At 53.9% G+C, this 14,638-nt stretch carries 14 protein-coding genes; all 14 read left to right on the forward strand.

Annotation, left to right across the window (positions count from 1 at the left end; all coding sequences use genetic code 11):
- The first annotated feature begins 15 nt into the window (after positions 1 to 15).
- The 14 genes from recJ (at position 16) to BHK98_RS12885 (ending at position 14,618) form a co-directional block, all read left to right on the forward strand.
- Positions 16 to 1,662, forward strand: a complete 1,647-nt coding sequence (recJ, locus tag BHK98_RS12820) for a single-stranded-DNA-specific exonuclease RecJ (protein WP_075714785.1) — start codon at positions 16 to 18, stop codon at positions 1,660 to 1,662.
- Between the two features lie 21 nt (positions 1,663 to 1,683).
- Entirely contained in the window at positions 1,684 to 2,856 is a 1,173-nt protein-coding gene (locus BHK98_RS12825) for a S41 family peptidase (RefSeq protein WP_158024503.1), read from the forward strand.
- Between the two features lie 74 nt (positions 2,857 to 2,930).
- Positions 2,931 to 3,248, forward strand: a complete 318-nt coding sequence (locus BHK98_RS12830; protein WP_075714789.1) for a YerC/YecD family TrpR-related protein — start codon at positions 2,931 to 2,933, stop codon at positions 3,246 to 3,248.
- 113 nt (positions 3,249 to 3,361) lie between these two features.
- Entirely contained in the window at positions 3,362 to 3,907 is a 546-nt protein-coding gene (locus BHK98_RS12835) for a 4'-phosphopantetheinyl transferase family protein (RefSeq protein WP_075714791.1), read from the forward strand.
- Positions 3,904 to 4,380: a regulatory protein RecX gene (locus BHK98_RS12840; protein ID WP_075714792.1), complete on the forward strand. Its 477-nt coding sequence runs from the start codon at positions 3,904 to 3,906 to the stop codon at positions 4,378 to 4,380. The genes BHK98_RS12835 and BHK98_RS12840 overlap by 4 nt, the downstream gene beginning before the upstream one ends.
- A 41-nt stretch (positions 4,381 to 4,421) precedes the next feature.
- Positions 4,422 to 4,943, forward strand: coding sequence for a flavodoxin family protein (locus tag BHK98_RS12845; protein WP_143404597.1), 522 nt, complete (start codon positions 4,422 to 4,424; stop codon positions 4,941 to 4,943).
- Positions 4,940 to 5,245, forward strand: coding sequence for a hypothetical protein (locus BHK98_RS12850; protein ID WP_075714796.1), 306 nt, complete (start codon positions 4,940 to 4,942; stop codon positions 5,243 to 5,245). Before BHK98_RS12845 ends, BHK98_RS12850 begins: the two co-directional genes overlap by 4 nt.
- An 83-nt stretch (positions 5,246 to 5,328) precedes the next feature.
- Complete coding sequence (locus tag BHK98_RS12855) at positions 5,329 to 6,420, forward strand: CobW family GTP-binding protein (RefSeq protein ID WP_075714798.1); 1,092 nt, start codon at positions 5,329 to 5,331, stop codon at positions 6,418 to 6,420.
- 43 nt (positions 6,421 to 6,463) lie between these two features.
- Positions 6,464 to 7,441 carry a TIGR03943 family putative permease subunit gene (locus BHK98_RS12860; RefSeq protein WP_075714799.1) on the forward strand — a complete coding sequence of 326 codons (978 nt, stop codon included), beginning with the start codon at positions 6,464 to 6,466 and terminating at the stop codon, positions 7,439 to 7,441.
- 113 nt (positions 7,442 to 7,554) lie between these two features.
- Positions 7,555 to 10,278: a CDP-glycerol glycerophosphotransferase family protein gene (locus BHK98_RS12865; protein ID WP_158024504.1), complete on the forward strand. Its 2,724-nt coding sequence runs from the start codon at positions 7,555 to 7,557 to the stop codon at positions 10,276 to 10,278.
- An 80-nt stretch (positions 10,279 to 10,358) separates the two neighbouring features.
- Complete coding sequence (locus BHK98_RS12870) at positions 10,359 to 12,092, forward strand: Na/Pi cotransporter family protein (protein WP_075714803.1); 1,734 nt, start codon at positions 10,359 to 10,361, stop codon at positions 12,090 to 12,092.
- Between the two features lie 578 nt (positions 12,093 to 12,670).
- Positions 12,671 to 13,111 carry a 4Fe-4S dicluster domain-containing protein gene (locus tag BHK98_RS12875; protein WP_075714805.1) on the forward strand — a complete coding sequence of 147 codons (441 nt, stop codon included), beginning with the start codon at positions 12,671 to 12,673 and terminating at the stop codon, positions 13,109 to 13,111.
- 12 nt (positions 13,112 to 13,123) lie between these two features.
- The gene (locus BHK98_RS12880; protein ID WP_075714807.1) at positions 13,124 to 13,687 is read left to right on the forward strand and encodes a 5-formyltetrahydrofolate cyclo-ligase; all 564 of its coding nucleotides are present in this window, start codon (positions 13,124 to 13,126) and stop codon (positions 13,685 to 13,687) included.
- A complete protein-coding gene (locus tag BHK98_RS12885) occupies positions 13,677 to 14,618 on the forward strand; it encodes an AEC family transporter (RefSeq protein ID WP_075714809.1) in 942 nt (313 codons plus the stop codon). The genes BHK98_RS12880 and BHK98_RS12885 overlap by 11 nt, the downstream gene beginning before the upstream one ends.
- Positions 14,619 to 14,638: the final 20 nt, after the last annotated feature.

Consider the following 14,638-nt stretch of genomic DNA (forward strand, 5'->3'; position numbering starts at 1 on the left):
GAAGTAAATCTGCGAATGGAGCTGCAGCCGAAACTGATAGAACTACTGAATAACAGAGGAATACGGACAGAAGAGGAATTGGCAGAATTCCTCTCTGACCGTCCTCAGAAAACACATGATCCATTCCTGCTCCATAATATGGAGGCAGGAGTGGATTTAATTTTGTCTGCCATAGAAAAGGGCAGGAAGATCTGCGTGTACGGGGACTACGACGCCGACGGGATCACGTCTGTCGTCGTCATGACGGAGGTGCTGTCCGCTCTGACGGACCGGCTGATGTATTATATTCCGTCCCGGTTTGAAGAGGGATACGGGCTGAACATGGGCGCGATTGACCGCGTTCGGGCGATGGGTGCAGAATTCATCATTACCGTGGACTGCGGCAGCGTTTCCTGCGAGGAAGTGGAATATGCCAGAGAACTGGGTATGGAGATTCTGGTGACGGATCATCATACGGTGACGGACCGTATCGCCGACTGTCTCGTCATCAATCCAAATCAGCCGGACTGTAATTATCCCTGTCCGTGGCTGGCGGGCTGCGGGGTCGCCTTTAAGGTCTGTCAGGCAATCGTCCGGAAAACCGGGCTCCCGAAGAGCCTTCTTGTCCGGACTCTCGATATGGTGGGAATCGGAACCATCGGAGATATTGTCCCTCTGGTGGATGAAAACCGGACTCTGGCCAAGTACGGACTCCGGGCGGTTAATACGGGAGAACGGAGGAATCTGGCGAGACTTATTGATGCGGTCGGTCTGAAGCAGGGGCAGATTACGGCCGAGAACGTGTCCTTTGTTATCGTCCCCCATCTGAACGCGGCCGGAAGAATGGAGCATGCGCGCATTGCCGCGGATATTTTTCTGCCCCGGGATGAAGATCTGGTGAGTGAGAATATCCGGCGTGTCTGCGAGTGCAATCTGCAGCGGAAGAAGATTCAGGAGGAGATTTTCCGGAGCTGTGAGGAACAGGTGAACCGGGAGCAGGCGGAGAGCCTTTTCCTTATGCTGGATATGGGGAAGGCGCACGAGGGCGTGACGGGAATTGTCGCGGGGAAGCTGGCGGAGCAGTATTACCGTCCAACGGTGATTCTGACAGATACAGGCGAGAACTGCCTGAAGGGAACGGGACGCAGCATCCCCGGAGTGAATATTTACGAGGTGCTTAAACAAAGCGAGGATCTGTTTGAGCGGTTCGGCGGACATGCGGCGGCATGCGGTTTTACGATTCGGAAGGATCGTTTTCCACAGCTCCGTCAGAATGCAGAGAACCGGATGAAACAGCTCCGGGTGCAAAACCCGGATATTTTCCGGCGGAAAATCCGGACTGATCTGACTCTGAGCGGCACTGATGTGAATCCGGAACTGATTCAACAGCTGTCCCTGCTGGAGCCCTGCGGCTGCGGAAATGCAAAACCGCAGGTGGCAGTTCGCGGCAGGGCGGTGGATCCGGCGCGCATGGGAAGCAACGGTCAGTATATGCGATTCTACGAGCTGATGAGCGGCAGAAAACGCCTGGAATGCGTTGTGTTCCGGGATACGGACGCGATATGGGAAACCGTGTCTGAAGAGGGTGCCGCCGGATGTGAGGTCATCGGCTCTCTGGGGCTGAAGGAATGGAACGGAAGAGTCTCTATGCAGATGATCGTGGAAAATGTCCGTGAAATGTGATATACTGCGAGAATGGAACAGATGATAAAGACAGAAAAGAAAAAAATGATCCGCGTGATTGTGTGTACGGTAATCCTGACTCTTCTCGCCGCCGGCGCGGGGTTCCTGGCGTTTTGTAAAATCGGCGGAATGGCCTTTGTGAACAGCGACACCTACCGGCGGAACGCCGCAATCGCAGAAAAGTACAGCAAGCTGTACACGATCCAGAAGAAGATCAACACGAACGGCTACTACAAGGTCAGCGAGACGAAGCAGATGAACGCTATCTACAAGGCGCTGGTCAAAAGTGTGGGGGACAAATATTCCGTATACTTCACCGCCAAGGAGGCGAAGGAGTGGGACAACTACGTCAACGGAACATTTTACGGCATCGGCATCGTCTTCAGTGAGGACGAGGACGGAAATTACGTGATCAACGACGTTATGGACGAGAGTCCGGCCAAGTCCGCGGGGCTGAAGAAAAACGACATCATCCGGAAGGTGGATGGAAAGACCTATCCGGACACGACGGCGCTGAAGAAGGCGATTACGGGAAAACAGGGAACCAGAGTGAGGGTGACCTATGAACGCGGCGGCGCCGAGAAGACAGTTTCCATCATCCGGGGAGAGGTCAGAGAAATCACGGTGAAGGGAACGATGCTGAAAGGGAAGATCGGATATATCCGCATCAGCTCCTTTGCGGAAAAGACCGCGGAAGAGTTCAAAACTGAGCTGAAGGCTCTGGAAAAGAAGAATCCTAAGGGAGTGATCATCGATATCCGCGCCAACGGCGGCGGTTACGCGAATCAGGGCATTGAAATTGCGGATATGCTGCTTCCTGAGGGAACGATCACCTATGTCAGGGACCGGAACGGGAAGAAAACGTACTTCAATTCAGATGAGAGCAGCACCAGGCTGAAGTACGTCCTGCTGGTGGACGGAAACACCGCTAGCACCTCAGAACTTCTGGCGGCTGCAGTAAAGGATAACAGAGGCGGGAAGCTCGTCGGCGTCACGACCTTCGGCAAAGGCATCATGCAGGCGGAATATCCGTTCCGCGACGGATCTGCACTGAAGCTTACGACTCATCAGTATTTCTCCCCGAAGGGACATCAGATCAACGGGAAGGGTGTCCGGCCTGATTACGTGGTGAAGCTGAAGTCCTCAGACACGACGGACCGGCAGCTTCAGAAGGCGATGGATCTGCTGAAATAACCGGCGCGTTCGTTGACTTTAATGCGCAAAAGTGCTATACTCAGTGCAGAGAAGGTGGAAGGAGAACATTGGAAATGGCCTATGAATCGAAATTCCAGCGTGAAGATATCGATGAGCTGTTTGACGCGGTGCTTACGCTGAAGGACCGGGAGGACTGCTATCGTTTCTTTGAAGATATCTGCACCGTGAACGAGATCCATGCGATCGCGCAGCGGCTGCAGGTTGCCAGGCTGCTTTCGGAGAAGCACACGTATAATGAGATCGAGGAGGCGACCAGTGCGTCTACCGCGACCATCAGCCGTATCAACAAATGCCTGGTCTACGGCGCAGACGGTTACCGGCGGGTGCTGGAGCGTCTGGCCGCGAAGGAACCGGCTGAGCAGAAGGAATAATGCAATTACAGATGAAAACGATTACGGGTATGGGGCAGCGATGTGGAAGCTGTCCCCCGTTTTTTTGTTAAACGCTTTGAGGAAGCTTTGAAGGAACAGAACGGAGAGGAAGCATGAATTCAGTTTACATTTACGACGGCGACTACAAAACAGGGAAGGCAGGAGAGCATCTGGTCCGGCTGGCGGCGGCGCGGCACTGCCTGGAGGCCGGGCTTGACTTCGATCCGCGGAACGCGGAGATCGTGCGTGACGAGAAGGGCAAACCCTATTTTGCGGAGGTTCCGCTGGAATTTTCCCTGACGCACAGCGGAAAACTCTGGATGTGCATGTTCTCGGACGCTCCCTGCGGACTTGATCTGCAGCTGATGAAGGAATGCGATTACGAACGGCTGGCCGACCGGTGGTTTCTGCCGGGAGAGGCGGACTACGTGAGAGAGAACGGCGAGGAGGGGTTCTTCCGGGTCTGGGTGCGCAAGGAGGCCTACTGCAAGATGACGGGAGAAGGGCTCTTCGGCGGCGAGATGCCGGACGTGCTGACGGATGAGGGAAACTGCGGCGGAAGCCCCTACGCCTTCGGAGAAATCGAGATCTCCGATGAGATGAAATGTGCGTTCTGCACCTCCGGAGAACGGGAATACGAGCTGAGGATTCTGGCATGAACAGAAGCTGTGGTGAAGCGGCGGTAAGAAAACTCGCCGACAGGATGATGACAGCCGCAGAGATGAAATCGTTTCTGAGCGGGAAGGGTTATGAGGATGAGGAGATCCGGCAGACGATCCTGCAGCTCCGGGAGGACGGCTACCTCGACGACAGAAAATACTGCGCGGAATATTTTGTCGTCGCCTTCCGCAGGAACAAAGGAAAGTACCGTGTGTTCGCAGAGCTCCGGAGAAAGGGCGTGGATGAAGAAATCATCGCGGCCGCATATGAAGACTACGCGGATGAACAGCCTGTCGATGAGACGTCTATGGCCCGCGAGGAAGCGGAGAAGGTGCTGCGTCTCGCGGAGCTCACGCCGGAGGATCCCGTTCCGGACAAAATCAGGGGACGTATCGCGCGGAGACTCAACAGTCTGGGTTACGGCTCCGGGATTATCTACGCAATCCTGGAGGAACTGAAAAGAGGAGAGTGAAAGACTCTTTCAGCAGATATTTCCCCGGGAAAGGAGAAAAAATGATACGGAATAAAGACAGGAAAATCGCGGTTGTTTATTTTTCACTGGGAGGAAATACAGAGTATGTGATACAGCGGATCCTGGAGACGATCGGCGATGGGACGGCGGTCGATGTGATCCGTCTGGAGCCGGTCCGTCCCTATGCTGACGCGGGCCCGATGAAATACATCAAAGGAGGCGCTGCCGCATCCCTGGGCTCCAGGCCGCAGCTGAAGCCGTACAGCTTTGACCCGAAGAAATATGACGCGGTTATTGTGGGCTCTCCGATCTGGGCGGGCACGATTGCCCCGCCGATCCGCACATTTCTGCTGGCTAACAGAATCAGGGGCAAGAAAATCGGCGTCGCTCTGTGCAGCTCCTCGGGGAGGGCGGATAAATGCTTCAGCAGAATTGAAAAATATCTGAAGAAAACCGAGATTATCTCAAAACTGAGCCTGGTCGATCCGGCGAAAAAGAAAAGCGGCGGAGATCTGTACGAAATCCGGAGATTTGTCCGCGAAATAATGGAGGCGAGAGGATGAAGGAAATTGTTTTAGTTCCGGACACGCCGCTGTACAATTATGTCGATGTGGCGGTCATGGATTTTCCGAAAGGCAGGGAAGACGGGACACAGCGGCGTCGCTGCGTGATACGGATGGAGTTCTCCAGATACGATGTGGGTCAGCTGCAGAAGCGGGGAATGGACATGGACGCGGCGATGCGCTACTATGAGGACTACCTTTACAGAGTGGTGAAGGCGAACCTCGCTTCCGACTGGAAATGCGTGGACGGCTGGGATCAGGTCATGAATATGGTAAGGGAAAACGTGGCCCGCTTTTACTGACGCAGCGTTTATCCTCCTGCCGGAAGGGTATATAAAGAAGGTAGACGACAAACAAAAAATTAACGGAAAGAGATGATTTTTTTATGGCAAAAGTAGATATTTTCTCCGGCTTTCTCGGAGCCGGAAAGACGACGCTGATCAAGAAGCTGATTGAAGAGGCGTATGGCGACGAGAAGATCGTTCTGATCGAGAACGAGTTCGGCGAAATCGGCGTGGACGGCGGTTTTCTGAAGGATACCGGCGTGCAGATCAATGAGATGGACTCGGGCTGTATCTGCTGCAGTCTGGTAGGCGATTTCGGGCGGGCGCTGAATCAGGTCATCGAGCAGTTTTCTCCGGACCGGATTCTGATCGAGCCTTCGGGCGTGGGAAAACTCAGCGACGTGATTATCGCCGTGCAGGATCTGCATAATGATCAGATTCAGCTGAACGGGTTCACGACCGTCGTGGACGCGAAGAAATGCAAAATGTATATGAAGAACTTCGGCGAGTTCTTTAACAATCAGGTAGAGCACGCGAGCTCTATCATTCTGAGCCATGTGGACGGACTTTCTCAGGAGAAGCTGGACGCCTGCGTCGCTCTTCTGAGGGAGCACAACAAGGATGCGTCCATCGTTACTACGCCGTGGGATCAGATTACGGGTGCGCAGATTCTGGAAACCATGGAGAAGAAAAAGACTTTGTCCGCGGAGCTCGACAGACTCCGTGAAGAGGCTTATGCGGAGGAGGCAGCTCACGCCCACGAGCATGAGCACGACCACCATCACCACGACCATGAGCACCATGACCACGACGAGCATGACCATGAACACGAGCACCATGAACATGAGCAGCATCATCACCACGACCATGAGCATCATGAGCATGAGCACCATCATCACGACGGGCACCACCATGCAGATGAAGTGTTCGAGGATTTCGGAGCGGAGACCACACATAAATATACGCAGGAGCAGATACGCGATGCACTGACCGGCCTTCAGAATATCGCCGAGGCGGGACAGGTGCTCCGGGCAAAAGGTATCGTAGAGGGCGAGGACGGACAGTGGATCCATTTCGATTATGTGCCGGGAGAACCGGATGTACGTACAGGCGCCACTGCGACGACCGGTATGATCTGCGTTATCGGCGCGGGAATCGACCGCGACCGCATCCGCGAGCTTTTCGCGCTGTAGCCTGAAGTCGGCCGGGGATTATAAGGAGAACAAAGGAGGCAGTATGGAAATACCGGTATATCTGTTTACAGGCTTTCTGGAGTCGGGAAAGACCACGTTCATCCAGGAGGCTCTGGAAGGTCCGGACTTTAATATGGGTGAGCGGACTTTGTTTCTGCTGTGCGAAGAGGGCGAGACGGAATATCACCCCTCTAAGTTTTTCGGAACGAATGTTTTCTTTGAGACTGTTGAGAATGAAGAGGATCTCAGCGAGGAACTGCTGGTCAGCCTGCAGAAGAAGCACCGCGTGGAACGCGTAATTGTAGAATACAACGGAATGTGGGGACTGGACAGCTTTTATCGCGCTATGCCTGCAGAATGGCTGACCTATCAGGAAATGATGTTTGCGGACGCCCGCACATTTCTGTCATATAATCAGAATATGCGGCAGCTGGTGTTCGACAAGCTGAAGAGCGCGGAGCTTGTGGTGTTCAACCGCTGTGACCGCAAAAAAATGGATGAGGTCGATGAGGAAGGCGTTTCCACAAAGATGCAGTTCCATAAAATTGTCCGGGTCGCCAACCGGAAGAGCCAGATACTCTACGAGTACGGCGAAAATGATGTTGAGATGGACACGATTCCGGATCCGCTGCCCTTCGACACGGAGCAGCCGGTCATCACGATCCGGGACGACTGGTATGCGGAATGGTACCGCGATATCAACGAAGATCAGCAGAAATATGACGGCAAGGTTCTTCATCTGAAGGGACGTCTGGTGAACGGCGGAGACATTCCGAAGAACAAATTCGTGTTCGGACGCCATGTCATGACCTGCTGCGTCGAGGACATTCAGTTCGCGGGACTGGTCTGCAAATGGACCGATGAGGCGGCGTCCTTCGGAAACGGCGACTGGGTTACTGTTTCTGCAAAGGTCCGTATTGAAGATGATCCTGTGTATGCGGGCGAGGGCCCCGGGCCGGTGCTCTACTGCACCGAGGTGAAGAAGGCGGCGCCGGCGGTGCCGGAGGTCGCGACGTTCTGAGGTACGCGGCGGCGCCCTGATTTTCGCTGAATGCGCGCAACCCGGGACCGGCTGTGCGGAACCCGGGCTGTACAGAAGCGGAGTGCGTGCAGGAACCGATGACGGAGATATATATGGAGCAGAATGGAATCGTATGTTCAGTTGTCATACATACAGATCAGAAAAAAGAAGAGCTGCAGAAGGCCCTGCGTGCGCTGGAAAATCAGACTGCCGGTTTTCCGGGGAGTACGCAGGTGCTTTTGATTGAAGACAGAGGCGGGGAGGAGCAGCACCGTCGGTGCGCTGATTTCAGGGAAAAGCACGGAGAAAATGTTCTGATTCTTTCCGGATCGGCGGTCTCTGCACTGAAGGAACTCAGAAAGTATGTCCGGGGCTGTTATGTGAACTTCTCCGGCAAGGGCGACTACTGGGATGCAGACGCCCTGAGGCTTGTCATGAAAGCGATAAGCGCGCTTCCGCAGGGCAGTGATCGGGCTGCTCGGAAAGCCGGAGATTCTGCAATACCGGAAGACGGCGGTCCGGAAAATATTTCAGAAACCTGTCCGGAAATTATTACCTGCCGCCGGGAATATCACGGAAAACGAAGGGGCTTTGTCGGAGCGGGCGACCGGAACTTCAGGAAGTCTCATCTTTGTAAAACCGATAAAAGACCGAAGGAAGTCCTGTACGATCTGAGCTCCTCCTTCATTCCCGCATCTCTGCTGACGGAGGAGGAGTCTGCTCTGCAGGCGGGCGCGGCTGAGCGCCAGACACTTATCGGCAGGCTGGCGCTGCGGACCGGAAGAATCCGTTACCTGAGAGAGGCGGTGTGCCATGTTTCAGACGTGATTCCCGAACGGGGAGCATGGGATTTTCTGGACAGAAGGGATGAATACTTCTCCTATGCAAAGGCCGCGTATTCCGGTATGATCGAATGCTCCCGAAAATACTGCGGCGAAGTCACTGCCTATGCGCAGAATTTTATTCTCGGCGATCTGCAGACCCGGCTGAAGCAGCCTCTTCCATCGGAAATGTCCCGGGAGGAAAGAACTGCATACAGGGAACTTATCAGCGGAATTCTGGCTGAAGTGGAGGATCTGACCATCGTACAGTCCCGCCTTCCACTTCCTTACAAAGCATACGCGCTTCATCTGAAATACGGTGACAGGGCTTTTCCGCAGGATCTCCTTCTGAGCAGGATCCCTCTGCAGATCCGGATGCTGGAAGAAAGGGACGGAATGCTTCATCTGGAGGGCGTGAGCGCGCATCGTATTCCGGGAGAGAATCGCGAAATCCGGGCGGTGGATACAGTCGGCCGCGAATGGAACCCTCTCTGCACCGGAAATTCACATTATGACCGGAAGGGAATGCTTGGCGATCTGGCTCAGCAGGGGATCTGGTTTTCACTGGATCTTCCGCTGAAGGGAGATACTGTTTACCGGTTCCGGATTTCCGACAGTATGGGCAACTGTGCGTGGATGCCGCTGAAGCTGCAGAAGTGGTCCAGACTTTCAGGTGTGGAGAATTCCTTCTTTCTCTGCGGGAACAGGATGGTCAGCCGGGAAGAGAATGGAATTGCCGTTTCGTCAGGTAATCTGTATGCGGCGTGGAGGGCCGCAAGGAAACGCGACAGATCCCTGAAGAAGCTGGAAAAGCCTGAGGTCCTGCGAATTCGGAAAAGAGCTGCCGGTCTGAAGAAAAGATCGAAAAAGCGGCCGATCTGGCTGGTCTTCGACCGTGCGTACCGCGCCGGTGACAACGGCGAGGCGCTGTTCCGGTATCTGATGAAAAGCGATGCGAAGCAGAGCAGAGAAATTTATTTTGTTCTCAACGCGGACAGCGAGGATTACGAACGGATGGCGAAGGCAGGACCCGTGCTGAAGTACGGATCGGAGGAGCATTTGGCGTATTTCCTGGCGGCATCGAAAATCATTTCCTCTGCGGCGGACCAGTGGGTCATCAACCCCTTTGGCAAAGACAGAAAGTATTACCTGGATATGATCGAATCGGATTTTGTGTTCCTGCAGCACGGCGTTATTCAGAATGACCTCTCCGGATGGCTGCACCGGGGGAATGTGAATATCCGCATGATGGTTACCTCCGGTGAACGGGAATACCGGTCTGTTCTGGACGGCAATTACGGATATGACGAGAGCGTTGTGAAGCTGACGGGGATGCCGCGGCATGACCGGCTTCGGGATCGCAGGGAAAAGCTGATTGCGTTTCTGCCTACCTGGCGGAAGGATCTCGCCGGAACCCTCAGCGACAGGGCGGGGGAACGAAAATATTCCGAGAGTTTTCGGGAGACCGGGTACTTCCGGTTTTATGACGGCCTGCTCCATTCGCCGGAGCTCCTTGAAGCTATGGAGAGGGCCGGGTATCGGGGTGAATTTCATCTGCATCCTTCGCTGCGCAGCCAGCTCAGGGATTTTCATTCGAACTCGCTGATTACCGTCGGGGATGATCAGATGGATTACAGCGATATCTTTGCGCGGGCGGCTCTTCTGATTACGGACTACTCCAGCGTCGCGTTTGATTTTGCCTATCTCAGGAAACCGGTGATATATACGCAGTTTGACAGCAGCGACATAGAAGGACGTCACATCTTCCGGCAAGGCTATTTCGACTATGAGCGGGATGGTTTCGGACCGGTGGTCTGCGATCTGAAGACTGCAGCAGATACGATTGTCCGTTTCCTCTCGACAGACTGCGCGGAGCCGGAGCTGTACAGGGAGAGAGTGGACTGCTTCTTCCGGTATCACGACCGCCGCAATTCGGAGCGCGTCTGCCGTGAAATTATCAGGATGGAAGACGCAGCCGGTCCGCGTCCGGGAAAACATTATTTTACAAAGATTTAATATAACTTTTACAGTCCTCTGATAGATAAAAAAAGCTCTGTTTTTGTAAAATTAATGTGAGCGTAAAGGAGGACAGACGAATGAATGAAACGATAAGAGTGGCGTTTGGGCTGATTGGCGGGCTGGCGCTGTTCCTGTTCGGTATGAACATGATGAGCGACAGCCTTCAGAAGGTTGCCGGAGAGAAAATGAAAAAGGTGCTGGCGATGTTGACGCGGAATCCCCTTCTCGGTGTGATTTCCGGAGCGCTGGTAACAGCCGTGCTGCAGAGCAGCAGCGCCACCACGGTTATGGCAATCGGATTCGTCAGCGCGGGTCTGATCTCTCTGCCCCAGGCAATTTCGGTAGTATTCGGGGCAAATATCGGAACGACGATGACTGCGCAGATCATCGCATTCAATATCAGCGACTATATCTATCCGATTATCTTCGTCGGATTTATTATCCAGTTTGTAGCAAAATCAGAGAAACTGAAATATATCGGGCAGGCGGTTCTGGCTTTCGGACTTCTTTTCCTGGGAATCGACACCATGGGAAATGTCATGAAGCCACTGGCGGACAGCCCGTTTTTTGTGAACCTCATTGCTCAGGTGTCAGACGTTCCCGTGCTGGGCGTACTGGTGGGAATGTGTATGACGCTTGTGGTGCAGAGCAGCTCCGCCACCATTGCGGTACTGCAGAACTTCGCTTCCCAGCCCGGACCGGACGGCGTATCGAGCATCCTCGGACTGGCCGGAGCGATTCCGGTGCTGCTGGGAGACAACATCGGAACCACGATTACCGCGATTCTGGCCAGTATCGGACAGAGCCGGGATGCGAAGCGGACCGCACTGGCACACTGCCTGTTCAATGTATCCGGCACATGCCTGTTCATCTGGTTTATCAAGCCCTACGCCAGGCTTATTCAGTACATATCACCGCATGGGAACGAGGTCGCGGTGATCTCCCGTCAGATCGCCAACGCCCACACCTGCTTCAATCTTACAATGACACTGATCTGGCTGCCTCTGCTGTGGCTCATGGTGAAGATGGTAATGAGGATTCTGCCTGAGAAGGATTATGAGCGAAAACCGATTACAACACTGGACGACAATCTGCTGCATCAGCCGGTATCCGCTCTGCACCTGGTATTTGAGGAAATCATCTCATGCAGCGATCGCGTTAATGATATGCTGGTCTCTCTCCGGGGAATCCGGCTGAAAACCCTTAAGGATACATTGCAGGTGGTTCATTCTGAGGCGCAGGAAATCGCGGTACAGGGTGATGCGATCAGTGAATATCTGGCGAAGATGTTCTCCAAAGGCGTCCTGACTGAAACGCAGGCGTCAGATACAACGGGACTGATGCTGGTAGTGAACGATATCGACCGGATCAGCGGACTGTGCGGGCAGATTTCTGATAACCTGGCTGCGGCGAATCAGGGAAAGTCCGGATATTCTAAGGAGGCGATTAAAGAGATTTCCAAACTGTTTGATGTCCTGTCCGGACTTTATGAAGCGGTGCACAGGAGCATTGTCATGGGGAATGTGACGGCGATGCAGAAGTCTATGGAAGACAAAGAAGAACTGGTGCGGCTCGACGATAAGATTCGCGCCGCTCATATGAAGAGGGTCGGCAAGGGTCTGTGCGACGCCAATCTGACAATATCCCTGAACGACCTCCTCCATGACGTGGAACGGATAGGAAACACCTGCCTGGATCTCATGGAAATGGCGTCACAGGAAATTAATTTCAGCAAATTCCTGATCGACAAAAAGAAAAACGCCGGCGGCCCTCCGGCAGTATCCGGGTCAAGACCCACACTTCAGGCATAGCAGCCGGGGCTCCGTCTGCCGCGTGCCGGAAATCGTGCATTAAAAACGGACTGCTCTGAAGACAGTCCGTTTATCGTTCATTATTATTCACTTTTACTGACTGAAAGACATATCGTAATCTATATAAATTGAATCTCGATCTATATCAACTTCGGTATATCTACTCCTTCCATAGACTCCGCAACTGTTACGATATCTGCATGGGCAACCGCTCTGCTGCTTCCGAGTTCTCCGCGCTGTCGGTTTATCTGCGTGTCCGGCAGGTCTTTCCCTTCATCCGTCTCAGTCATACTGTTTGATTTCAGATCCGTCCAGTCTGACTCCGAAGCAGAAGGCTATGCCCGAATATGTCTCCCGGTCCAATGGTCCGCTTCTGCAATGGCCCTCACTCCTTTCCTGTACCCTTGGTACTTTCTTTATGTACATATACTAATACATTATCGCGCAAAAGTCAATAGGATTCCGGCAAAATATCTGAAATAACTGAAATCATCGCAGAATCCGGTTCCCTGTAGCCGACTTGAAAATATGTGATATAATGGTATCGGTGGCCGCGGGCCACGAGAGGGAGGAAGAATATGCAGATTACAGATCGGATTAAGAACTGCAACGGCTGCGGCGCATGTATCGTCGGCTGCCGCGAATACTGTATGAAGATGGAAAAGGATGCGGACGGACGGATGAAGCCGGTCATCGATGAAAACGGCTGCAAGCTCTGCAATAACTGCGTGCTGTACTGTCCTTTGTACAATCCGGTGGAGATGCCGGGGTTCACGAATTACTATGAGTACAGCGATGACTACTATTATCGGGATATGCCGAAGGTGTACAGAGAGACGCTGAGACAGGCGAAGTCCGGACAGACGGTGGAGTTCGCGGGAACTCTGTGTCAGATTGCCGGGCTGATTTCACTGATGGGGAACAGACTGAAGCCGAATGTGAAGCTTTATCCGCTGCACTGCGATCCGGACCATCCCCACAGACCGGAATGCGCAGAATGTGAGTTTGTAAGAAGATAAACCGGTAAGAAGATGAACCAGAGAGAAGCGAAGAAGAGACTGAGAACGGAAATGAAGGAGCGGGCCCGCGGTCTGTCGCGGGACTATTGTACGGCCGCCAGCAGGAGAATCTGCGACAGAGTGACGGCAGATGCGGATTATCAGCAGGCCCGTGTCGTATTCTGCTTTGTCGGCGTAGGCGCGGAGCCGGATACAAGAGCCATCCTGGAGGATGCGCTTCGGAGTGGAAAGAAACTCTGCGTTCCGCGATGTATCGACAAAACAACCATGGAGGCAGTGGAGATCCGCAACTGTGACGAAGATCTGGAACGAGGCTTTTACGGGCTTCTGGAGCCGAAGGAGGGCCTTGCGTCCGTTCCGCGGGAAGAGATCGAATTCGGCATCATTCCCTGCGTCAGCTGCGATCACGACGGAAATCGTCTGGGGCACGGCCGGGGCTACTATGACCGTTACCTGGAAGGGATGGAATTTCCCTGCGCGCTGATCTGCTTCGAGAAGATGACCTGCGGGCCGGGAGAGATTCCGGTGGATGAGTATGACAGGAAAATCGCCAGGGTGATCACGGATGCTGAGTAATTTTCTGGTATGCGTGTGGGCGGTGCTGCCGCTGTTTATTCTGATGCTGATCGGAGCCGCCGTGAAGTGGAAGGGACTTCTGACGGCAGAGGAAGTGAGCCGACTGAACCATATGATTTTCATCGTGTGCTATCCCTGCATGATGTTTGAGAACCTGTACGGGGCGGATCTCGCACAGGCATTCAACCTCAGACTGATTCTGTTCGGCGTGGGCTCAGTTCTCGCGGTATGCGCCGTATCGATTCCGATCGTCATGAAGCTTGAGCCCTCGCAGCGGAGTCGGGGTGCGATGATTCAGGCGATCTACCGGAGCAATTTCATCATCATGGGGCTTCCGATGGCGATTAATGTGTACGGACGGGGGAACGTCGCGGTCACGGCTGTGCTGATCGCGGTGGTTGTGCCGCTTTACAATGTTCTTGCTGTCGTCATACTGGAGGTCTTCCGGGGAGGGAAACCGGATGTGAAGACAGTCGCGAAGGGCGTCGTTACGAATCCGATCATTCTCGGAGCGATCGCGGGGCTGTTCTTTGTTTTCACGGGGATCAGACTTCCCGCCGCCATAGAGACTGTGATCGGGGATCTCTCCGTCACGGCGACGACGATGGCGCTGGTGGTGCTGGGGGCGTCCTTCAGCTTTCAGAGCCTGGGACGGTGCAGAAGGAACCTGGTGATCTGTGTGACGGGAAGGCTGATTGTCGTGCCGGGAATTTTCCTGACCGTCGCGGCGGCTGCGGGTTTCCGCGGAGTCGCCTTCGTCAGTCTGGTTTCCATGCTGGCGGCGCCGACTGCGATTTCTTCGTATACCATGGCGGAGTCCATGGGAAGCGATGGGGAACTGGCGGGGAACTGCGTGATTTTTTCATCAGCGTTTTCCTGTCTGACGCTGTTTCTGTGGCTGTTCCTGTTCAGGAATTTAGGAATGTTTTAACAAAATGCAGATAGAAATGT

Source organism: Hornefia porci, from assembly GCF_001940235.1.
Classification (GTDB): Bacteria; Bacillota; Clostridia; order Peptostreptococcales; family Anaerovoracaceae; genus Aminicella; species Aminicella porci.

Bases quoted from the DNA above. Each gene is read 5' to 3' on its own strand.
- BHK98_RS12855 (WP_075714798.1), top strand. From the start codon at position 5,329: ATGGCAAAAGTAGATATTTTCTCCGGCTTTCTCGGAGCCGGAAAGACG.
- BHK98_RS12840 (WP_075714792.1), top strand. From the start codon at position 3,904: ATGAACAGAAGCTGTGGTGAAGCGGCGGTAAGAAAACTCGCCGACAGG.
- BHK98_RS12850 (WP_075714796.1), top strand. From the start codon at position 4,940: ATGAAGGAAATTGTTTTAGTTCCGGACACGCCGCTGTACAATTATGTC.
- BHK98_RS12880 (WP_075714807.1), top strand. From the start codon at position 13,124: ATGAACCAGAGAGAAGCGAAGAAGAGACTGAGAACGGAAATGAAGGAG.
- BHK98_RS12875 (WP_075714805.1), top strand. From the start codon at position 12,671: ATGCAGATTACAGATCGGATTAAGAACTGCAACGGCTGCGGCGCATGT.
- BHK98_RS12845 (WP_143404597.1), top strand. From the start codon at position 4,422: ATGATACGGAATAAAGACAGGAAAATCGCGGTTGTTTATTTTTCACTG.
- BHK98_RS12885 (WP_075714809.1), top strand. From the start codon at position 13,677: ATGCTGAGTAATTTTCTGGTATGCGTGTGGGCGGTGCTGCCGCTGTTT.
- recJ (WP_075714785.1), top strand. From the start codon at position 16: ATGGAGCTGCAGCCGAAACTGATAGAACTACTGAATAACAGAGGAATA.
- BHK98_RS12835 (WP_075714791.1), top strand. From the start codon at position 3,362: ATGAATTCAGTTTACATTTACGACGGCGACTACAAAACAGGGAAGGCA.
- BHK98_RS12870 (WP_075714803.1), top strand. From the start codon at position 10,359: ATGAATGAAACGATAAGAGTGGCGTTTGGGCTGATTGGCGGGCTGGCG.
- BHK98_RS12865 (WP_158024504.1), top strand. From the start codon at position 7,555: ATGGAGCAGAATGGAATCGTATGTTCAGTTGTCATACATACAGATCAG.
- BHK98_RS12860 (WP_075714799.1), top strand. From the start codon at position 6,464: ATGGAAATACCGGTATATCTGTTTACAGGCTTTCTGGAGTCGGGAAAG.
- BHK98_RS12825 (WP_158024503.1), top strand. From the start codon at position 1,684: ATGATAAAGACAGAAAAGAAAAAAATGATCCGCGTGATTGTGTGTACG.
- BHK98_RS12830 (WP_075714789.1), top strand. From the start codon at position 2,931: ATGGCCTATGAATCGAAATTCCAGCGTGAAGATATCGATGAGCTGTTT.